25 protein-coding genes are annotated in these 21,405 nt (G+C 36.6%); 17 read left to right on the top strand and 8 right to left on the bottom strand.

All coding sequences use genetic code 11. The features are described 5' to 3' along the window. Positions 1-396 precede the first annotated feature (396 nt). The 8 genes from ACQWU4_RS07435 to clpB all read right to left on the bottom strand — a co-directional run bounded on the left by ACQWU4_RS07435 (position 397) and on the right by clpB (position 7,578). A complete protein-coding gene (locus ACQWU4_RS07435) occupies positions 397-1,416 on the bottom strand; it encodes a zinc metalloprotease (RefSeq protein ID WP_429935153.1) in 1,020 nt (339 codons plus the stop codon). Positions 1,417-1,676: 260 nt separating this feature from the next. After that, positions 1,677-2,318: a response regulator gene (locus ACQWU4_RS07430; RefSeq protein WP_429935152.1), complete on the bottom strand. Its 642-nt coding sequence runs from the start codon at positions 2,316-2,318 to the stop codon at positions 1,677-1,679. Then, positions 2,315-3,100, bottom strand: a complete 786-nt coding sequence (locus ACQWU4_RS07425) for a sensor histidine kinase (RefSeq protein WP_429935151.1) — start codon at positions 3,098-3,100, stop codon at positions 2,315-2,317. The genes ACQWU4_RS07430 and ACQWU4_RS07425 overlap by 4 nt, the downstream gene beginning before the upstream one ends. Then, on the bottom strand, positions 3,079-3,729 hold the full coding sequence (locus tag ACQWU4_RS07420) for a hypothetical protein (protein WP_429935150.1): 651 nt from the start codon (positions 3,727-3,729) through the stop codon (positions 3,079-3,081). Before ACQWU4_RS07420 ends, ACQWU4_RS07425 begins: the two co-directional genes overlap by 22 nt. Before the next feature lie 35 nt (positions 3,730-3,764). After that, positions 3,765-4,298, bottom strand: coding sequence for a hypothetical protein (locus ACQWU4_RS07415; RefSeq protein ID WP_429935149.1), 534 nt, complete (start codon positions 4,296-4,298; stop codon positions 3,765-3,767). A 197-nt stretch (positions 4,299-4,495) separates the two neighbouring features. Next, positions 4,496-4,648, bottom strand: a complete 153-nt coding sequence (locus tag ACQWU4_RS07410) for a hypothetical protein (protein ID WP_429935148.1) — start codon at positions 4,646-4,648, stop codon at positions 4,496-4,498. Positions 4,649-4,658: 10 nt separating this feature from the next. Beyond that, positions 4,659-4,835 (bottom strand): hypothetical protein, encoded by a 177-nt coding sequence (locus ACQWU4_RS07405; RefSeq protein WP_429935147.1) that lies wholly within the window; start codon positions 4,833-4,835, stop codon positions 4,659-4,661. A 148-nt stretch (positions 4,836-4,983) separates the two neighbouring features. Continuing rightward, positions 4,984-7,578 (bottom strand): ATP-dependent chaperone ClpB, encoded by a 2,595-nt coding sequence (gene clpB, locus ACQWU4_RS07400; protein ID WP_429935146.1) that lies wholly within the window; start codon positions 7,576-7,578, stop codon positions 4,984-4,986. 470 nt (positions 7,579-8,048) lie between these two features. Here clpB and ACQWU4_RS07395 point away from each other — a divergent pair, with 470 nt between their 5' ends. The 17 genes from ACQWU4_RS07395 (at position 8,049) to ACQWU4_RS07315 (ending at position 21,404) form a co-directional block, all read left to right on the top strand. After that, positions 8,049-8,624 (top strand): TetR/AcrR family transcriptional regulator, encoded by a 576-nt coding sequence (locus ACQWU4_RS07395; RefSeq protein WP_429935145.1) that lies wholly within the window; start codon positions 8,049-8,051, stop codon positions 8,622-8,624. A gap of 190 nt (positions 8,625-8,814) precedes the next feature. Continuing rightward, entirely contained in the window at positions 8,815-10,131 is a 1,317-nt protein-coding gene (locus ACQWU4_RS07390) for a phenylacetate--CoA ligase family protein (RefSeq protein ID WP_429935144.1), read from the top strand. Continuing rightward, positions 10,131-11,216: a 2Fe-2S iron-sulfur cluster-binding protein gene (locus ACQWU4_RS07385; protein ID WP_429935143.1), complete on the top strand. Its 1,086-nt coding sequence runs from the start codon at positions 10,131-10,133 to the stop codon at positions 11,214-11,216. Before ACQWU4_RS07390 ends, ACQWU4_RS07385 begins: the two co-directional genes overlap by 1 nt. An 84-nt stretch (positions 11,217-11,300) precedes the next feature. Then, complete coding sequence (paaA, locus tag ACQWU4_RS07380; protein WP_429935142.1) at positions 11,301-12,239, top strand: 1,2-phenylacetyl-CoA epoxidase subunit PaaA; 939 nt, start codon at positions 11,301-11,303, stop codon at positions 12,237-12,239. A 3-nt stretch (positions 12,240-12,242) separates the two neighbouring features. Beyond that, on the top strand, positions 12,243-12,641 hold the full coding sequence (locus tag ACQWU4_RS07375) for a hypothetical protein (protein WP_429935141.1): 399 nt from the start codon (positions 12,243-12,245) through the stop codon (positions 12,639-12,641). A 30-nt stretch (positions 12,642-12,671) separates the two neighbouring features. Then, entirely contained in the window at positions 12,672-12,953 is a 282-nt protein-coding gene (paaB, locus tag ACQWU4_RS07370; protein WP_429935140.1) for a 1,2-phenylacetyl-CoA epoxidase subunit PaaB, read from the top strand. A gap of 30 nt (positions 12,954-12,983) precedes the next feature. After that, entirely contained in the window at positions 12,984-13,772 is a 789-nt protein-coding gene (paaC, locus tag ACQWU4_RS07365) for a 1,2-phenylacetyl-CoA epoxidase subunit PaaC (RefSeq protein ID WP_429935139.1), read from the top strand. A 47-nt stretch (positions 13,773-13,819) separates the two neighbouring features. Next, positions 13,820-14,284: a 1,2-phenylacetyl-CoA epoxidase subunit PaaD gene (gene paaD, locus ACQWU4_RS07360; protein ID WP_429935138.1), complete on the top strand. Its 465-nt coding sequence runs from the start codon at positions 13,820-13,822 to the stop codon at positions 14,282-14,284. Positions 14,285-14,414: 130 nt separating this feature from the next. Beyond that, positions 14,415-15,215: an enoyl-CoA hydratase/isomerase family protein gene (locus ACQWU4_RS07355; RefSeq protein WP_429935137.1), complete on the top strand. Its 801-nt coding sequence runs from the start codon at positions 14,415-14,417 to the stop codon at positions 15,213-15,215. Between the two features lie 82 nt (positions 15,216-15,297). After that, complete coding sequence (locus ACQWU4_RS07350; protein ID WP_429935136.1) at positions 15,298-16,431, top strand: 3-hydroxyacyl-CoA dehydrogenase NAD-binding domain-containing protein; 1,134 nt, start codon at positions 15,298-15,300, stop codon at positions 16,429-16,431. A 4-nt stretch (positions 16,432-16,435) separates the two neighbouring features. Then, positions 16,436-17,023 carry a hypothetical protein gene (locus tag ACQWU4_RS07345; protein WP_429935135.1) on the top strand — a complete coding sequence of 196 codons (588 nt, stop codon included), beginning with the start codon at positions 16,436-16,438 and terminating at the stop codon, positions 17,021-17,023. 4 nt (positions 17,024-17,027) lie between these two features. After that, a complete protein-coding gene (locus ACQWU4_RS07340; protein WP_429936038.1) occupies positions 17,028-17,441 on the top strand; it encodes a PaaI family thioesterase in 414 nt (137 codons plus the stop codon). Positions 17,442-17,493: 52 nt separating this feature from the next. Further along, positions 17,494-17,856, top strand: a complete 363-nt coding sequence (locus ACQWU4_RS07335) for a four helix bundle protein (RefSeq protein ID WP_429936037.1) — start codon at positions 17,494-17,496, stop codon at positions 17,854-17,856. Positions 17,857-17,901: 45 nt separating this feature from the next. After that, positions 17,902-19,107, top strand: coding sequence for a 3-oxoadipyl-CoA thiolase (gene pcaF / locus ACQWU4_RS07330; RefSeq protein ID WP_429935134.1), 1,206 nt, complete (start codon positions 17,902-17,904; stop codon positions 19,105-19,107). A 114-nt stretch (positions 19,108-19,221) separates the two neighbouring features. Next, on the top strand, positions 19,222-19,815 hold the full coding sequence (locus ACQWU4_RS07325) for a transferase hexapeptide repeat family protein (protein ID WP_429935133.1): 594 nt from the start codon (positions 19,222-19,224) through the stop codon (positions 19,813-19,815). A 62-nt stretch (positions 19,816-19,877) separates the two neighbouring features. Continuing rightward, entirely contained in the window at positions 19,878-20,705 is an 828-nt protein-coding gene (locus ACQWU4_RS07320; protein WP_429935132.1) for an alpha/beta hydrolase, read from the top strand. A gap of 9 nt (positions 20,706-20,714) precedes the next feature. Beyond that, positions 20,715-21,404: a DUF6624 domain-containing protein gene (locus ACQWU4_RS07315; RefSeq protein ID WP_429935131.1), complete on the top strand. Its 690-nt coding sequence runs from the start codon at positions 20,715-20,717 to the stop codon at positions 21,402-21,404. The last annotated feature ends 1 nt before the right edge of the window (position 21,405 follow it).

Here is a 21,405-nt window from a genome sequence, read left to right as displayed (position 1 = left end):
ATATTATAAAATTAATTTCAAATTGTTATGTATTTCATATGTAATTTTATAAAATCGTATGTTTTTGTTAATTGTATTTGATTGAGAAATGGCGCAATTATTCTTTTTATTTTAACGTAATTTTAATTTTTCAGAATTTTAGTTAATTTTTTTTATTTATTGTTAAGTTATTTTTAAGGGTGTCTGCTGAGGTGTTTTAATTCTGAGACTATCCGGATAAAAATTAAAAATATTTTGTTCCGTGTATTGAAGTCTAATTATTGTAAAGCAGCTTATGCCAAATTTTGAATTCTGAAATGGTTCTGTCATTAATTGATTAAAGAGCCATCATGCCAAAACAAAGTGCCTGAACAACAAATTCAGGCACTTTTTATTTAAAATTACTACGATATGTATTTATCTTAATCCGGCTCTAGGACCACCTGCGGCTACTACAGCCTGCATTCTTGTCTTTTGATTGGCAGAGAACATAAACATAGCTTTATCATCTACATAGTCCATATAATTCATAAACATTTGAGAACGGCTTACTCCTCCGCAAACTCTGTTTAAAGGATAAGCAGGAGTTCCAAAGTTAGGTCCAGGAGAAGTTGGGGTGTCATTAGAGTAATCTGTCTGGCAACCTGTATCGGAAGATCCCCAAAGGTGAGGCAGGTTCAAATAGTGACCTACTTCATGGGTAACAGTTCTTCCTAAATTAAACGGAGCAGAAGCACCTGTTTTTCCAATATACTGATACCCTATAACAAGACCATCATACCATAATCCTGCAGACTCAGGGTAATAAGCGTATCCTAAGGTTCCAGGCTGATTGTTTTCATCAAGAATAGAGTTAACAACCCAGATGTTCAGGTTTTTCGTCGGATCAGTAGCGTTGATACCGCCTGTCGTAGATTTTTTCATTTCTTCAAGATCAGATCTCCAGCCTGTTTTTGTATACTGTTTACGGTTGGTTGCTACCAGTTTGAAACTGATCTTAACATTGCCGGCAGCAGAAGGTTGGAAAGCTGCTGGTATCTGATTTACGTCAGAGTTTGTAGCGCTGTAGTCTGCATTCAGTACTGCAATTTGTTCTGCAATTCTTGCGTCAGAAATGTTCTGGGTAGAAGTGTTGTAGATCACATTGAAAACAACAGGGATTTCAACGGTTCCGTCTGCTAATACTTTGCCCATTGTAAGATCTCTTGAGAATTTTTCAGACTGCAATTCATTGGCTTCGAATCTGGCTCTCAGCGCAGGATCTTTTTGAAGGGTTTTTTCTCTTATGATATCAGAAGGGCAGGCTCTTTTTGATGCTGCAAGAGATGTTGTAAGGTTGCCCAGGTCCTGAGATATTTCCTCCTGGTTGGAAATATTATCACTGTTACAAGCCGACATGAAGCCCAGAACGAGAGCTCCGAATAATAGTTTTTTCATAATATATTATAAATGGTTTGGTTTCCAAATTTATATTATAAAAAATTAATACACAAAATATTTTCACAAATATTTGAATAATTTTCATTCAATGCCGATCAATATTGAATATTATTTACTTTTTATTGATTTTGTCTGAATTTTAATCATATCACTAATGTGTGTTTAAAATATTTTATTGTTAAAAGTATTTTTGTTGAAAATAATTAAGTGAATTATTTAAATTGATTTATATTTTTAAATTTATTTCATTGCTTTGATCAGCCTGCAAAACCATTTTTAATAGCAAAAACAGCCAGTCCAACCCGCGTTTTAAGATCCAGTTTATCACACAGCTGGTCCCTGTAACTTTCTACGGTTCTCGGACTGCAGCACATTTTGTCTGCAATTTCTTTATAACTCAGCTCCGTAACAGTGTATTTCAGGAACTCTCTTTCACGATCGGAAATCCTTACCGTATTTTCCGTTTCCTTATCTTTATTCAGGTTGGAAAATATAATTTTTGATGCCCATTCCGGATAGAAAAAACCATCTGAATTTAATTTTGTCAATGCATTTTCCAAATCTTTTGGATGTGTATTTTTCAGCAGATATCCTTTTGCTCCGTTTTTGATCATTTTAATAACGCTGTTGTCGTCACCCTGCATACTGAGTGCCATCACTTTAATGGCCGGATGATTCTGGGTAAGCCAGGCTGCGGTTTCAAAACCATCCATAATCGGCATACTGATGTCTAACAGGACGATATCCGGAATCTGACCTTTATCTTCAAACTTCTGAATGAGGTCTTTTCCGTTTTCACATACGTAAATAACTTCAAATTCATTAAAATTGTCAATGATTCCTTCCAGAGCTTTGGCGATAAGTACGTGGTCATCAACAATCACTATTGTTTTTTTCATGGCTGTTTCTTTAAAATAATGTTGAGTGTGGTTCCGGTATTTTCCTGACTTTCCAGACTGAAATCGGCACCTATGATTGCTGCCCTGTTTTTCATATTGGTCAGGCCTATGCCGTTTGATTCTATTTTGGAACTGTCAAATCCAATACCGTCATCTTTAAGATTGAGTTCCCAGAGTATATTTTCAGAAGTATTCAGTTTAATGAAAATATTTTTACAGTTTGCATGTTTAATACTGTTCTGAATAAATTCCTGTGTAATCCTGAGCAATACATTTTTGTGGACAAATCCCAGATCCAGCTGTTTGAAATTGTGTTCAAAAGTTACGTGACACCTTTTAAAAGTGTTGGTATTGTCTACCTCTTCCTGAATCAAAGTTACAATTTCCTTTTGATTTATATTATCGTCTGTCAGTGTTTTTGAGAGACTTCTGAGATCCTGCAGCGACTGATTGATGATTTGAGATACCTGGTCAATTCTTTCACTCACTTCGGGAACTCTGTTTTCGTAAAGGAGCTGCTGGGTATAAAGGCTTACCAATGTCAGTTTCTGCCCGATATTGTCATGAAGCTCGCGTCCTATCTGCTGCATCGTAGCCTGCTGGATCTCAAGCTGTGTGGCTAGAAGTTCGCGTTTATGGATTTCGTTTTTTACTTCAATTTCATTCATATATTCCCGTTTGCGCTGCTTGTATTTTCTGATGTATACCATTACAGCAGTTACAAACAATACAAAGAAAATATTGAAGAGAATGATGGTTATTATGAGCTCCGTTTTCCCCATATGAATGAAATTGAAAATAAAAGATACATAGTAATTCCTGCTACCAGAAAATAATTAAAATACATATCCCACAGTTCCTTATACTTAGCCAGAAGACTGAAAAATGTCCAAAAAGGAAGTGTTCCAATATAAAATAGGGTAACTCCTAAATTGATATAAAACATTTTGTTTTTGCTGAAGTTTAAAATTTCAGCAGAATTAATCTGTTTGTAGTATTCCATAATCACCAATACCATCAGTATGAGACACCCAAATGTATAGTTGAAAGAGAAAATTATCTTTTTTGTGGTAAAGAATATCTCGCTGGGTAAAAATGATAATATATATAATAGGGATAAGGTATAGAACAGTTTCGGTCTTCCCAATGACTTGGCGGCATAGAGCCAGTAAAAGAAAAGAAACTCAATAGGAATTACAAAGTAATTGAAAAACTTTGGTTTGTCATATTCAATAAGCATATGCCCCCATTTCCCTATTGCTTCACACAGAAACATAAGAATAAGATAAAAAGAGAAATACTTCCAATATCTGTCTGTATTACCACGGTTATAGTAAATAATGGATATTATGGCAGCAAGTCCTTCCGTCCAGATCAAGGACTCCTGAAGTATCTTCTGAAAATCAGTCATATGTGTTGTAGAGTAAAAATAAATTATTGATTAGATTATGGGAATTGTTCTACTTTTGTATCGTGTGGTGGGGATAATGTTCCATGGTTTTCTGCAATGGTTTCAGTATCGCCTGGATTTCCGTTTTTTGCTGCCATTGCTAATGTTGATCCCGAAGGACAGAAGTCATAATTAAGCATTTCGCCTGTTTCATCTTCCTTCTTTAAAGTAGGGATCATCACCAATGTATGTCTTTCTGCGTATTCTACTTCTACAGGATGGTTTTCCATAATTGCCCAGTCTTCAGCTTTAGGATAGGCTGCATAATAGAATCTGATACCTAAATCTTCTTCAGAAACATTCGGATTGGTATTTCTGGCCTCGTTTTCTATACACTCAATAAATTTTTTCAGTTTGGGAAGATCAAACCAGATGGCATGAGAATCAGTAATTCCCAATTCTTTATTAACAGCCTGCATTTGATTGTCTCTGTAATTGCTAATCAATTTCTTAACAAGTTCAGAAGAAATGGTATTCTCACCTGAAACATTTCCAAGTGATCCAACCCCTGAAGTAGGTTTTGTTTTCATAACGTTAGTTTTATAAAAGAATATTAGTTAGTAATGCAAATTTCGTAAAAAATACGCAGTAAACGGTTGTGTTTTTTCCCGTTTATTTTCCGTGTTTTTACGGATTGCAGAATAAACTTTAAAATAATAAGTCCCCAAATTGTATGAGGACTTTATTATTTGTTTTCACCGGAAATCCGTAATCGTGATATTCTTTTTTAAATGCAAGGGTATCTTTTGGGATCTCTGCAAATATTTCCTGTTGAGCAGCATAAACCTGCAGGGCAGTTCATGTCGATATCGCATTCTGTTATTACAGCAGGTCCACCGCCGCTGATGTTCCTTAAATCATTTCTTTTTAACTTTTTCATAAAATTAATTTTAAAGCTCAAGAACCGGTTGACATTCTTTCTGTGCGCATCCAATGCTTATTTCGGTGCAGTATTCTGTAATGCAGTTACCGCTTGTGGAACCATCAGGATAGGTTACTGTTATACATCTGCAGTCTTTTCTTCCACCTAAAATGACTTTTAGTGCATTTCTTTTTAATTTTTTCATAATAATTTTTTTTGGTTAGTAATTTGTCGATAATAAAATTACTAATATTTCACATGGTATTGATAAAAATTATCAGTAAAAAAATAAGTGATGCAGATTGGGGCTGCACCACTTACTTACAAAAATAATATATATGAAAAAAACTACTTTACTGATCTGCCGGTCTGAAAACCAAGCCGGTTTCTTCGAAATAATCTAGTGTGATTCTATCACCGTCATTTACTTTTCCTGCAAGAATCTCTCTGGATAATTTATTTAAAACTTCCTGTTGGATCACTCTTTTCAGAGGTCTTGCTCCGAAAGAAGGATCATACCCTTTATTCATCAGGTAATCTACAGCATCCTGGGTAGCAGTCATAATAATGTTTCGTTTTGCTAACATATCATTAAATCCACGCAGCTGGTACTGAACAATTTTTCCGATCTCTTTCTTGCTTAAAGGCTGGAACAGTACCACTTCATCTATTCTGTTCAGGAATTCAGGGCGTAACGTTTGTTTCAGAAGATCAAAAACTTCATCTTTGGTTTTATTGACGATCTCATCCTGATTTTCCTCTGTAATATTTTCAAAATTTTCCTGGATCAGATGTGAACCTAAATTTGAGGTCATAATAATGATCGAATTCTTGAAATTCACTACACGGCCTTTATTATCTGTCAGACGTCCGTCATCCAGAACCTGAAGAAGAGTATTGAATACATCAAGATGTGCTTTTTCAATCTCATCAAGCAAAACCACAGAGTAGGGTCTTCTTCTTACTGCTTCTGTAAGCTGTCCGCCCTCATCATATCCTACATACCCCGGAGGAGCTCCTACCAGTCTTGAAACACTGTGTCTTTCCTGGTATTCACTCATATCAATCCTTGTCATATTATTCTCGTCATCAAACAGAAACTCTGCCAATGCCTTCGCCAGCTCGGTTTTACCTACACCTGTCGTTCCCAGGAATAAGAAGGATCCGATTGGTTTTTTATCATCACTTAATCCGGCTCTGTTTCTTCTGATTGCATCTGCAACCGCTGTAATAGCCTCATCCTGTCCTACAACTCGATGATGAAGTTCAGTTTCAAGGTTTAATAATTTCTCCCTTTCAGACTGAAGAAGTTTTGTAACGGGAATTCCCGTCCATTTGGCAATTACTTCAGAAATATTTTCAGAAGTCACTTCCTCCTTGATTAATTCATTCTGATGATTCTGCATCTCCAGCTCCAGTTTTTGCAGAGCATCTTCCTTTTCTTTTATCTTTCCGTACTGAATTTCAGCAACCTTGGCATAATCTCCTGCTCTTGATGCTTTTTCTGCTTCCAGTTTCAGAGACTCGATATCTTTTTTAATCTGAGTTAAATCTTCAGATTTTTGCTTCTCTTTAAGCCATTTCGCATTGATTTCATTTCTTTCTTCGGAAATTTTTGAAATGTCTTCCTTTACATGATCAATTTTGGTCTGGTTGCCTTCTCTTGAAATGGCGGCCAGCTCAATTTCAAGCTGCATTAATCTTCTGTCAAGAACGTCAAGTTCTTCCGGTTTTGAATTGATTTCCATTCTTAATTTAGCAGAAGCCTCGTCAATAAGGTCAATCGCTTTATCTGGTAAAAACCGGTCTGAGATATATCTCTGAGACATTTCCACCGCAGCAATAATCGCTTCGTCTTTGATTCTTACCTTATGGTGAGCTTCATATTTATCTTTTATACCACGGAGAATAGATATGGCAGATTCAGTATCTGGTTCCTCTACCATTACTTTCTGAAAACGTCTTTCCAGTGCTTTGTCTTTTTCAAAATACTTTTGATATTCATTTAAAGTAGTGGCACCAATAGCTCTTAGTTCTCCTCTTGCCAAGGCTGGTTTTAAAATATTGGCTGCATCCATAGCACCTTCACCGCCTCCGGCTCCTACCAAAGTATGGATCTCATCAATGAAAAGGATGATCTGCCCCTCTGATTTGATTACTTCATTTACTACGGATTTCAGACGCTCTTCAAATTCGCCTTTATATTTTGCTCCGGCAATCAAAGCACCCATATCTAATGAGTACAATGTCTTATCCATAAGGTTTTCAGGGATATCTCCCGAAATAATACGATGGGCAATTCCTTCAGCAATTGCTGTTTTACCTACACCCGGTTCCCCGATAAGGATAGGGTTGTTTTTGGTTCTTCTGGAAAGGATCTGAAGCACTCTTCTGATTTCCTCATCACGCCCAATCACAGGATCAAGCTTCCCTTCTGCTGCTAATTCGTTGAAGTTCTTAGCATATTTATTCAAAGACTGGTACGTCTCTTCTGAGCTTGCAGAAGTTGCCTTACTTCCTTTTCTTAATTCTTTAATAGCACCTTCCAAAAGGCTTTTGGTAACCCCCATATCCTTTAGCATTTTAGATACCTCAGAACTGGTTTCCAATAATGAAAGCCATAAATGTTCAATCGTTACATATTCATCACCCATTTTTTTTGCAACATTCGGAGCATCCAGCAAAACTTTATTTGCTGATTGTGAAAGGTAAATATTTCCTCCCTGAACTTTTGGAAGCTTCTCTATATTTTCACGATTGCGCTCTCTTACCAAATTGGCATCTGCTTCAGATTTTTTTAGTAAAAAAGGCGAAATATTTTCATCTACCTGAAAAATACCTTCAAGTATGTGTTGTGGTTCAATACTCTGATTGCCAAATTCCATTGCAGTTTGTTGTGCTGCCTGGATGGCTTCTTGTGATTTTACAGTATATTGGTTTAAGTTCATATTTTTTATCTTTTTTGTAATATTTTGTTTTGGTTCTGTTTTTAAAAAGACATCAAGAAACTAAATTCTAAGGCTCAGTTTCTTAATGCCATCAATTATTTAATCATTTAATCGATTACTTTATCTCAAAAACTGTTCAATTATTAAATTTATAAAAAATATGGACAAAATTTCCGAATTATCTATTTTTAATGATAAATTAACTTGACAAAATTTCCGATTCCTTTATTTTTTCTTTGAAATAATGGAAAAACCGTCATATTGAATAAAAACATTAAATGCTGAAAGTAGAAAAAAGTTCGTATTTGGTGGTTTGTTCGTATAAACTTAACCGGAATTCCCCTCCACCGGAGGGGTGGCAAATCACAGATTTGACGGGGTGGTTAAAAAAAACTCCCTCTTCCGTGTTTAAAATCATAGCGTTAAATTAACGTATTTACCTCAGAATAATTACTTTTGCATTTTACCAGATGGAGCTTAAAGAAAAACAAAAGAAAATTTTAGACGTGGCAGTAGAACTTTTCAAAGAGAAAGGTTATATGGGTAGTTCAGTTAGAGACCTTGCCACAAAGCTTAATATCAAAGCCGCGTCGCTCTATGCTCATATCCGTTCAAAAGAAGAAATTCTGGAATGGATCTGCTTTGGAATTGCCCAGGACTTTTTTGATGAACTCCAGGAGGTAAAAAATACAGACATGCCCCCAAAAGATAAACTAAATCTATTTCTGGATAAACATTTGTCTGTGGTACTTCAAAACCGTGATGTTACCCATATTTATTCCAATGAATGGCGGCATCTTGAAGAAAGACTTCCCGAATTTGTAGAATTGCGGAAAAATTATCAGAATGAAGTAGAGCAATTGATTTCTGAAATTTACAAAGCAGAAAACTGGGAACTGAAATCACCTACTTTTACCACAAGATTTATTCTTCATACCCTTAACAATTCCTATTTCTGGTTTAAAAGAAATACAGAATCCACTTCTGAAATCACTGATGAGATTAGAGCAAAACTTCTTTATGGGTTATTAGGGAATCAGAAGTAATGATTTTATTCAAAAACTATTTCAATAAATTAAATACATAAAAACTTTTGTTCCTTTTGTGGTTAAAGTTTCCCTATTCTATAAGTATTCAATTATTTAGAATCATTCAAAATGTGATAAAAGTCATAAAAATTTTGTCAGCATAGAATTTCTTTTTAAATTTACACCTAACAAATGTTAGTTAGTGGATATGGATTTTTCAGTTGAATATTTAAAGCTCGACCAGTTGAGACAGCTTCAGGCTGAGCGGTTGACAAGTTTGGTAAGCTATCTTGGAGAGAGATCAGAATTTTATAGAGGAAAATTTAATGAATCAGGAATATCATCACAGGATATAAGGACCATTGAAGATATCACGAAACTTCCGATAACTTACAAACAGGATTTGAGGGACAACTATCCGTTCGGTTTATTTACTGTTCCGAAAAACGAGCTGCAAAGAATTCACTGTTCAAGCGGAACAACCGGAAAACCGACAGTAGTGGGTTACACAAAAGAAGATGTGGATCTTTTCAGTGAGGTAGTTGCGAGATCTTTATATGCAGCAGGGGCAAGACCGGGAATGCAGTTGCATAATGCATATGGATATGGAATTTTTACAGGTGGACTGGGCCTTCATTATGGTGCAGAAAAATTAGGAATGAGCGTTCTTCCTATTTCAGGAGGGATGACCGCCAGACAGGTAGATCTGATCCTTGATTTTAAACCTGAAGTAATCTGTTGTTCACCGTCTTATGCATTAACAATTGCTGATGAGTTTGCCAACAGAGGGATTTCTGCAGATCAGATCAGTCTGAAATATGCTGTTTTAGGCTCAGAACCATGGACGGAGATTATCAGAAGCCATATAGAAGAAAGATTAGGTCTGCACGCAACCAATATCTATGGTTTAAGCGAAATTATTGGCCCTGGAGTTTCCATGGAGGATTTTGAAGAAAAAGGAGGCTCATATATCTGGGAAGATCATTTCTATCCTGAAATTCTGGATCCGGTGACGAAGCAACCTGTTCCTTTTGGAGAAGAAGGGGTTCTCGTTATTACGACTTTAACGAAAAAAGCAATGCCGCTTTTACGCTACTGGACCAATGATATCACAAGTCTCTATTATGATGAAAATGGCAAAAGAAGCATGGTGAAAATGAGACCAATTAAAGGAAGAGCAGATGATATGTTGATCGTAAGAGGGGTCAATGTATATCCAAGCCAGATTGAAGAAGCATTCTCACACGTAAAAGGAGTAGTTCCGAATTACTACCTTACGCCAATTGAAAAGGAGCAGATGTGTGTAGCTTTAGATATTGATGTAGAAATTGATGATGAACTGGTGAAAACCGAAAAAATATATGCAGGAACCGATGATTATTTTAATTTTGTCGGCAGCTTTGGAAAAAACATAGAAAACGAAATAAAAAAGAGGGTAGGAATTACCACGAAAGTAAAGATTCATGCCCAGGACAGCCTTCCAAAGTGCGAAGGCGGAAAAATTAATAGAATACTTAAAAAATAATGAATTCATTTTATAAACTTAAAACGGTAAAGGTTCAGAAAGATACTCCTGAGGCGGTAAACGTAGCAGTAGAAGTTCCGGAGGAGCTGAAGGATAAATTCAGGTTCAAGCAGGGACAGTATCTTAATTTCCGTATGATGATCAACGGGAATGAAGAAAGACGTTCTTATTCTATCTGCAACGCCCCAAGCGAAAAAAGCAATACCCTGGAAGTACTGGTAAAACTTTTGGAAGGAGGAAAAGTTTCAGGCTATTTCAATGAACATCTTCACATGGATGAGGTGTTGGAAGTAATGCCTCCGATGGGTGGTTTCAATACTTCTTATCATCCTACCAATGTGAAAACCTATGTAGGTTTAGCGGCAGGAAGCGGAATCAGCCCTGTTTTATCAAACATTAAAGAAAGCCTTTATCAGGAGCCGAACAGCAATGCTTATCTTTTCTACAGCAACAGAAGTATGAACCATGTAATGAAAAGAGCTGAAATCGATAAACTGGTTGAGCATTTCAACGGAAGACTGAAGGTTATTTATCTGGTTAGCCGTGAAAAACATGAAGATCCGGTATTCGAAGGAAGAATTTCTGCTGAAAAACTGGAACAGTTATTTGAAAGATATACGGACATTGATGTAAAAGAAGCCACCTATTTCATCTGCGGACCTGCAGAAATGATCAAAGGTATTGCTGATTATCTGAAAAAAGATAAAAAAGTACCGGCCATTCAGGTTCTATTTGAATATTTTACCGCTCCTGACGAAGAAAATTCGGAAGAGATGAGTGATGAATTCAAAGCCATAGCCAATATCGAAAGTATGGTAACGGTCATCATTGACGACGATGAATATTCTTTCCACCTGAATTCCAAAAAAGAAAGTATCTTAGATAAAGCATTAAAAGACAATCTTCCTGTACCTTTTGCATGTAAAGGAGGAGTGTGCTGTACGTGTAAAGCAGAAGTTCTGGAAGGAGAAGTTTTCATGGAGAAGAATTTTGCGCTTACCGAAGAAGAAGTAGCCAGAGGTTACGTTCTTACATGTCAATGTCACCCGACTACCAATGTGGTGATGCTTAATTATGATGTTTAAAAAATAAATGTAACAATGTAAAAATATAACAGTGTAACAATCATTGATACATTGCTAGATTGATACATTATTAAATTATAAAAGATGGACTTAGAAAAATTTGTTCAATACGTTCACGAAGAAAATAAAGTGGAGCCAAAAGATATTATGCCTGATGATTACAGGAAACTTTTGGTAAGACAGATCTCACAGCACGCCCATTCCGAAATTGTAGGAATGCTGCCGGAAGCAAACTGGATCTCAAGAGCACCTTCATTAAGAAGAAAAATGGCTCTTTTAGCTAAAGTTCAGGATGAGGCAGGACACGGTCTATACCTTTATGCTGCTACTGAAACCTTAGGAAACGGAACCATCAGAGCGGACAGGGATGCTACTTATGATGATATGCTTTCAGGAAAGGCAAAATATTCAAGTATCTTCAATTATCCTACTTTAAGCTGGGCAGATATCGGTGCTATCGGCTGGCTGGTAGATGGTGCTGCGATCATGAATCAGGTAATGCTGATGGGAAATTCTTACGGACCTTATTCAAGAGCGATGGTAAGAATCTGTAAAGAAGAATCTTTCCACCAAAGACAGGGTTATGAAATCCTAATGGCACTTTGCCGTGGTACGAAACAGCAGAAAGAAATGGCTCAGGCCTCGTTAAACCGTTTCTGGTGGCCGGCTTTAATGATGTTTGGTCCGAATGACGACAGTTCTCCAAACTCTAAAATTTCTATGAATTACAGAGTAAAACGTGAGAGTAATGACAGTCTTCGTCAGAGATTTATCGACGTTACCGTTTCTCAGGCTGAATTCTTAGGATTAACCATTCCGGATAAAGACCTGAAATGGAATGAGGAAAGACAACATTACGATTTCGGGGAACTTCCGTGGGATGAATTCATGGAAATCCTGAAAGGTAACGGTCCTTGTAATAAGAAAAGATTAGATACAAAAGTAAAGGCACAGCAGGAAAACAGTTGGGTGAAAGAAGCGGCGGCTGCTTTTGCAGAAAAGCAGAACGAAGAAGTACTATAACTTGTGAAAGTAGTATTCCAAATATTATTATCTGCCATTCTTTGTACAGCATGTTTCTTTACTGGAACACAAGCAACTCCAAAAATTTGGGATGACAATAAAGAAGATTTGATTGAAATAGTAAACAGAGTATCTTCAAATTCTAAAAATTATGAAGAAGGAGCTAATAAAATTCCAGAGGATTTAGACTTTTCATACTGTGAACATTTTATTGTAAGTGGCGATTTGAAAGATAGGAATAATATAACAATAACTTTTTATACAAACAGCGGACTTGTAGATCATTATTCCGCAATAATTTACACTACTCAAAAAGGTTTGATAGAACAATTGGAGTATAATGTGAAAAATGGCGGGAATGATTTTAAGCTTAAAAATAATTGGTACGCTATAAATGATTAGAAATCTAAAATTTAAAATTAAAATTTGACTATGGCAAATTTAGATATGTGGGAAGTGTTTATTCAGACTAAACCGGGATTGTCCCACAAACACGCCGGAACAGTTCAGGCACCAACAGCAGAAATGGCTCTGCAGAACGCAAGAGACGTTTATACGAGAAGAAAGGAAGGAACATGCGTATGGGTAGTTCCAAGTAAATATATTGTGACTTCAGAAGGAGTGGATCAGGAATCTTTCTTTGATCCGGCAGATGATAAATTGTACCGTCACCCGACGTTCTACGATATTCCAAATGATGTAAAAAATATGTAAAACAGCTTTTGGCTGTTAGCTGCTTGCAATTTGCCAAAAGCTAGAAGCCAAAAACTAAAAGCTAAAATAATGAATCCATTATATAATTATTTATTAAAATTTGCAGACGACAGTTTCATCATGGGGCAGAGATTATCCGAATGGTGTGGCGAAGGTCCCTATCTGGAGGAGGATATTGCACTGACCAATATTGCTTTGGATGAACTCGGGCAGGCAAATAACTTTTATCAGTATGCTTCAAGAGTTGCTGATAACGGTAAAAGTGAAGACGATCTGGCATTTTTAAGATACGAACATGAATACGTAAATGCACATTGGGTAGAACTTCCTAATGAAGATTATGCACAGACTGTTCTTAAAGTATATGTTTTCTCTGTTTATCAGAAACTGATGTATGAAGCAATGTCAAATTCTGCTGATGAAGAACTTTCAGCATTGGCTCAGAAGTCTTTGAAAGAAGTAAAATATCACTACACACACGCTTCCTCATGGATGAAAATTTTTGCCCAGGGAACAGAGGAAAGCCGTGAACGTTTGGTAAAAGCTATTGAGAATATCTGGGAATACACAAAAGGTTTATTCGCAAAAGTAGAGGGAGAAGATGATTTAATTGCTTTAAATATTGCTCCGAATGTTGATGAGCTGTACAAAGAATTTGTAGCCATTACAACAAAAGATTTCCAGGAATATGGATTGTCATTTCCGGAAAATCCATTTATGCAGCCTAAATCAAGAACAGGATATCATACAGAATATTTCGGATATATTCTTTGCGAACTTCAGTATATGCAGAGAGCTTATCCGGGATGTACTTGGTAAATTAATATACCAATATTGTTACATTGATACATTTTTTAAATTAAAAATTGAATAATTTATTAAACATACTATCCCAGGTTCCTGATCCCGAGATTCCGGTGATTAATGTTGTGGAGTTAGGTATTGTAAGAGATGCAAAGGTTACAGGTGAAAATACCTGCGAAGTAACCATTACTCCCACTTACTCTGCCTGTCCTGCCATGTTCACCATTGAGGAAGATATCATGAAGATCATGAAGGAAAACGGCTGGGATGCGAAAGTGGTAACCAAAATGTTTCCGATATGGACAACAGACTGGTTAACGGATGAAGCAAGAGAAAAACTCCGTATTTACGGAATCACACCTCCTGAAAAAGGAGCAGACGAGCATCATATCGGAAAACCTAAAAAATGTCCGAGATGCGGTTCTATGAATTCAAAGCAGATCAGCAGGTTCGGATCAACCCTGTGTAAGGCTTCTTATCAGTGTCTGGACTGCCTGGAACCTTTTGATTATTTTAAGTGTCACTAAAATTAATGTAGCCATCTGGAAATGTAACAATATAACAATTTGAATGCTTTAAATATTGTTAGACCGGTAAACTGATACATTGCTGCATTTTTATACGTAAATTAGTAGAAGTAATTATAAAATTAAAACTATGTACACACAACTTGATATTGAAACGCATTTTGACGGAAAACTGAAAATTGCCTACCTCAATCAGCCGGAAACAATGAACGCACTTACAAAACCATCTTTATCCGATCTTAAAGATTTCATTAAAGAATGTAGTGAAGATCCAACAGTAAGATGTGTGGCGATTTCCGGTAGAGGAAGAGCTTTCTGTTCCGGTCAGAATCTGGATGATGCTTTCGTACAGGGTAATGTACACCATGATAATGATATCATCAGAAAAATTGTAGTGGATTACTACAATCCTTTGGTGACTGAGATCACGCGTTGCAAAAAACCTGTTGTGGCATTGGTAAACGGTCCTGCAGTAGGTGCAGGTGCTATGCTGGCATTGATCTGTGACTTTGTTCTGGCAGCAGATAAATCCTATTTTGCCCAGGCATTTTCAAACATTGGACTGATTCCTGATACGGGAGGAACTTATTTCTTACCAAAACTATTGGGAAGACAGCTAGCTAATTATTTAGCATTTACAGGCAAAAGATTATCAGCTGAAGAATCAAAATCTTACGGATTGGTAGCCGAGGTTTTCACCGAAGAAGAGTTCTCTCCGAAATCAATGGAAATCCTTGAGAAAATGTCAAATATGCCGACTGCTGCTCTTAGATTGACGAAAAAAGCTTTTGCCCAATCTTATAACAACACGCTGAAAGAACAGCTGGATTTAGAAGGTGATCTGCAGCAGGAAGCTGCACAGACAGAAGATTTCATCGAAGGGGTAAACGCCTTTTTACAGAAAAGAAAACCTGACTATAAAGGAAAGTAAATTTCGTATGAATGTATTCATGTAAAATGTGTTAAGGATTTTACATGAATACTTTTTACATAAATACATTGTACAAGTAAAAATGAACGTAGGAATTATTGGGGCAGGAACCATGGGCGTAGGAATTGCTCAGGTGGCTGCAACAGCAGGATGCAAAGTCGTTTTATTCGATGCCAATGCTCCGCAGATAGATAAAGCTCTATCAGGCTTAGAGAAAACACTTCAGAAATTAGTTGAAAAAGCTAAAATTTCTCAGGAAAAAGCCACAGAAATCAGAAACAATATCGTAAAAGGTGAGGAGCTAAAGGATCTGAAAAATTCAGATCTTGTCATAGAAGCCATCATCGAAAACAAAGACATAAAGACCAAAGTATTTACAGAACTTGAAACTTATGTTTCTGAAAACTGTATTATAGGTTCCAACACATCATCCATTTCTATCACCTCTCTCGGTGCAGAATTAAAAAAGCCGGAGCGTTTTATCGGAATTCACTTTTTCAACCCGGCTCCGCTGATGCCTTTGGTTGAAATTATTCCATCTTTATTAACAGAAAAATCATTAGCTGATAAAATGTATAACCTCATGAAGGAATGGGGTAAAATGCCTGTGATTGCTAAAGATATTCCCGGATTTATCGTCAACAGAATCGCTCGTCCATACTATGGCGAAGGTTTGAGAATTGTTGAAGAAAATATCGCAACTCCGGAACAGGTGGACGAAGCTATGAGAACACTTGGAAACTTCAAAATGGGACCTTTTGAACTGATGGATTTAATTGGTGTTGATGTGAATTTTGCAGTAACAACTACCGTTTATAAAGATTACTTCTACGACCCGAAATACAAGCCGTCTCTGCTTCAGCAAAGAATGTCCGAAGCCAAACTTCACGGGCGGAAAACCGGAAAAGGTTTCTACGATTACGCTGAAGGTGCAGAAAAACCGGTTACCCGGAAAGATGATACACTATATCAGCAAATCTTTTTGAGAATTATTTCAATGCTCATTAATGAAGCGGTAGAAGCCAAAAGATTAGGTGTTGCCAATGATGAAGATATTGAACTGGCAATGCAGAAAGGGGTAAATTACCCAAAAGGATTATTAAGCTGGGGAAAAGAAATCGGTTATTCAAAGATTTCCGAAACCCTGCAGAATCTTTACGAAGAATACCAGGAAGAAAGGTACAGGCAGAGCCCTTTATTGAAAAAATTGAGATAAGGCCATGTGGATCTTACGAATTTTTATATTATCATTTTTTATAGGATTTCTTGCAAACGGGCAAATTCCAAAATTTGAGCATAACTATTCCAAAAATGATTCACTGTACAATAAAGATTTAATTGATTTTTCCAAAAAATTTGATTTTGTTGTCAGCCATCACCGTATAGGATATTGGCTAGGGAATAAAAATTATTATAAGATTATCACTTTAAATAAAAATGGATGGCAAGTTTGGGAGAGTTATTATAAAAAAGGAAAAATTAAGTTTAATAAAATAAAGAAACAACCAGCTCAGGAGAAATACCACGACCTTATTGCCTACTTTACTGCTAATAACATTTGGGAGATAGATAATACCGAATTAAATACATATAATAAGCCCAGATATTTGATTACTGAAGATGGAGATACTCTTTTCAATAAAAGAAAAATTGTTGCAGATGCCAGTACAGATAATTTAAATTTTATTAGTAAAAACAAAGCAAAAATTTTAGGCTTATATAGCTCTGATATTAATTCTGAATCCAGTAATAGATTTGAAAAATGTGATATCTTTTTTCAAAAATGGTGGGACAGTGTAATTAAATAAAATGATGAATCCAAGACAAGTTGCAGATTATATGTTCGATCAGGATTATTTTTCCCAATGGATGAATATCAGAATGATTGAAGTAAAAGAAAATTATTGTTTAATAGAAATGCCCATCAAAAAAGAAATGTTGAATGGGCTTAAAACGGTTCACGGAGGAGTTACCTTTGCTTTTGCAGATTCTGCGCTGGCATTTTCGTCCAACAATTCCGGAGATGCGGCCGTTGCCCTGAACTGTATCATCAATTTTACCAGAGCAGGAAAAGAAGGTGATGTTTTCAGAGCAGAAAGCATTCTTGTGAACGACACCAGAAAAACAGCTGTTTACGACATAAAGATCACCAATCAGAACAGTGAACTGATCGCAAAATTTGTCGGAACCGTTTATAAAATCGGGAAAAAAGTAACTGAACTATAAAGTTGAATATAGCAATGTAGTAATTTACCAGTGTAACAATTTAATTATAATGATGATCAATTTTGAAAATAACCCATTGATTCAGAAAACCGTTCAATTTTCTTTAGATCTCATTGAGTTTTGTGAGTTGTTGGAAGAAAAAAGAAAATTTGTTATCGCAAAACAATTGTTACGTTCTGGAACAAGCATTGGAGCCAATGCATTTGAAGCTCAAAACCCTCACAGTAAAAATGATTTTATCAACAAAATAAAAATTTCAGCCAAAGAATTGGAAGAAACTAAATATTGGTTATATCTGTGTAAGCATTCTGAAAATTATCCATTTGATGAAAAATTAGAACATCAGATTATAGAATTAGGAAAAATTATTTATAAAATATTAAGTACAAGTTTAAATAAAAATCAGTCAATTTAGTATTGTTAAACTGTTACATTACTAAATTATTACATTTAAAATATTATGAATAACGTATACATTATAGACTACGTAAGAACTCCAGTTTCAAAACTACAGGGCGGATTATCAGAAGTAAGAGCTGATGATCTGGCAGCAGTGGTTATAAGGGAAATTATGACTAGAAACCCTGAAGTACCTGCAGATGAAATTGAAGATGTTATTTTCGGATGTGCTAACCAGGCGGGAGAAGACAACCGTAACGTAGCCAGAATGGCTCTTTTATTGGCCGGACTTCCTTACAAAATCGGAGGTGAAACAGTAAACAGGCTTTGTGCTTCCGGAATGTCCGCAGTAGCCAATGCTTTCCGTTCCATTGCAGCAGGAGAAGGCGAAATTTATATTGCAGGGGGAGTAGAACATATGACACGTTCTCCTTATGTAATGTCTAAGCCGGGTTCTGCCTTCGGAAGAGACAGCCAGATGTTTGACACCACTTTCGGATGGCGTTTTGTCAATCCCAAAATGAAAGAACTTTACGGTGTGGACGGAATGGGAGAAACGGCCGAGAATCTTGCGGATATTCATAATATCAGCAGAGAAGATCAGGATAAATTTGCCCTTTGGTCTCAGCAGAAAGCTACAAAAGCTCAGGAGAACGGAAGACTGGCTGAAGAAATAGTAAACGTTGAAATTCCACAAAAAAAAGGCGAACCTAAAATCTTCGATACAGACGAATTCATTAAACCGACATCTTCAATGGAAGGTCTTGCCAAACTTCGTCCTGCTTTCAGGAAAGAAGGAACAGTAACCGCCGGAAATGCTTCAGGAATGAATGACGGAGCAGCAGCCCTTATCCTAGCAAGTGAAGAAGCCGTAAAAAAATATGGTTTAAAACCCAAAGCTAAGATCCTGGGATCTGCTGTAGCTGGTGTAGAACCAAGAATTATGGGGATCGGACCTGTGGAAGCTACACAAAAATTATTAAAAAGATTAAACCTCTCCCTTGATGATATGGATATCATCGAGCTGAACGAAGCATTTGCAGCACAGGCTCTGGCCGTTACCAGAAGTCTGGGGTTAAAAGATGATGATTCAAGAGTAAATCCAAACGGAGGAGCTATTGCTATCGGACACCCGCTGGGCGTTTCAGGAGCAAGAATCGTAGGTTCTGCGGCTATTGAATTAGAGAAGCAAAACAAAAAATATGCACTATGTACCCTTTGTATCGGTGTCGGACAGGGTTATGCAATGGTTATCGAAAAAGTATAACTTTTTTCAATGTAATAATCTAATAATGTATCAATATTAGCGAAACTTCAAAATTTTCAAATTGGTACATTGATAAACTGATACATTGTTACACTAAATTTTAAAAAATTTTTTATGAACATCTACTCATACCACGGTATCCGTCCCATCATCAAGCCCTCGGCCTATATTCATCCGCAGGCGGTGATTATCGGAAATGTGGAAATCGGTGAAGAAGTATATATCGGCCCGAATGCAGTGATCCGCGGCGACTGGGGGAAAATTATCATTAAAGACGGAGCCAATGTTCAGGAAAACTGTACCCTTCATGTTTTCCCGAATATTGAAACCATTTTGGAAGAATCAGCCCATATCGGACATGGAGCTATCATCCATTCAGGGCATATCGGTAAAAATTGCCTTGTGGGGATGAATTCCGTAGTGATGGATAAGGCAGTCATCGGTGACGAATGTATCATTGGAGCTTTGGCCTTTGTTCCTGCAAATTTCACATGCGAACCAAGAAAGCTGATCGTAGGAAGTCCTGCCAAAATTATCCGTGACGTATCTGATGAAATGATCCACTGGAAAACGGAAGGAACCAAGCTCTATCAGCAGCTGGCAAGAGAAGGGAAAGAAGCTATCCTCCCATGTGAGCCGTTCTCAGAATATGTAGAGCAGACTGCTACCAAAACTGTTGATTACAGCATCTGGGCAGATCTGAAATAAATAAATTATTCAGCCTTATAGGTTCAAACCTGTAAGGTTTTTGTTATAAAACGAAAACTAATATGATCAAAAGAATTCTCATTTTCTGCAGTATTCTGTTTACATTTAAATCTATGGTTTCAGCCCAGAATGAAAATGTAAAACCTCTGACTATCGGAGAAATACGGACAGTAAAATCTAAAATATTAAATGAAGACAGAATTTTAAATATTTATCTTCCACAGAATTTTGACAAGACAAAATCATACCCGGTTATTTATCTTCTCGATGGGTCAATGAATGAAGATTTTATTCATGTCACTGGCTTGGTGCAGTTCTTCAATCAAATGTATGCAATGCCGGAAACCATTGTAGTAGGAATTGCCAATATCGACAGAAAAAGGGACTTTACCTATCATACGGATTTAAAAGACCTGCAACAGGATTATCCTACAACAGGGCATTCCGATAAGTTTATTGACTTTTTGGAAAAAGAATTATTGCCTTACATTGGAAGCCAGTATAAAACAACGGATAAGTATTTGTTTGGACAGTCGCTGGGTGGACTTCTTGCAACTGAAATCCTTTTTAAAAAGCCGGAAATGTTCAACAATTATTTTATCATCAGCCCAAGTTTATGGTGGGATGATCAGAGTCTGCTGAAACAGGCACCACAGTTACTTTCCAAAAGCAAGGATACCAAGAAATTCATCTATGTTTCTGTAGGAAAAGATGAACATCCTGTAATGGTAAAGGATGCAGGAGCTCTTTACGAAACCCTTAAAAAAGCGGGCAAAAAGAACTGGACCGTAGAATATAAAATGATGGAAACAGATAATCATGCCACGATCCTTCACAGAAGTTTATATGAAGGCCTTGTGAAATTATTCCCATATAAAGAACCAAAATAAGCAGAATCTATGAAGTATTTATTAACAGCCATTTTCTTTTCTGTTTTAATGAATGGCCAGAAAATGGAAGAAAAGCCACTCAATTCAGAGCTTAAGAAAGAACTTGCACAGATCTTTAAAGACGATCAGGTCTATCGGGAGATGATGCAGCCAAATATTACTCCGGAAAGGAAAAAAGAGATCATGACAGAAAGAAATATAACCAATGCTGATCTTGGAGCACGGTTGTCTAAACTCATGAATGATCAGGATCATGAAAACCTTATAAAAGTTGAGACAATCATTAAAAAATATGGTTATCCGGGAAAGTCTATGGTAGGAGAGCCTGAAAATAAAGCCGTATGGTATGTTATTCAACATTCCCCTGAGATTGAAAAATACCTTCCTCTGATTAAAAAAGCAGCAGACGAGAAAGAACTGCCGTTCAGACTGTATGCTATGATGCTGGACAGAAAGTTAATGTACGAAAACAAAGAACAGATTTATGGGACCCAGGTCCGTTCATTTTTCACAACAAAAGATGGAAAAATGGAAACACTGTCATTCGTATGGCCAATAAAAAATCCTGGCCATGTCAATGAGCTGAGAAAAAATTCCGGATTTACCCAGACCATAGAAGAGTATGCTAAAGATATGACAGGTATTGAATATAAAAAGTATACACTGAAAGAAGCCCTGAAATTTCAGGACATGAAATGAT

It is taken from the genome of Chryseobacterium sp. MIQD13 (assembly GCF_050496705.1).
Lineage (GTDB): Bacteria > Bacteroidota > Bacteroidia > Flavobacteriales > Weeksellaceae > Chryseobacterium.
Note: the sequence above shows the minus strand (reverse complement) of the source record. Positions and strands in the feature narration are given on the sequence as shown.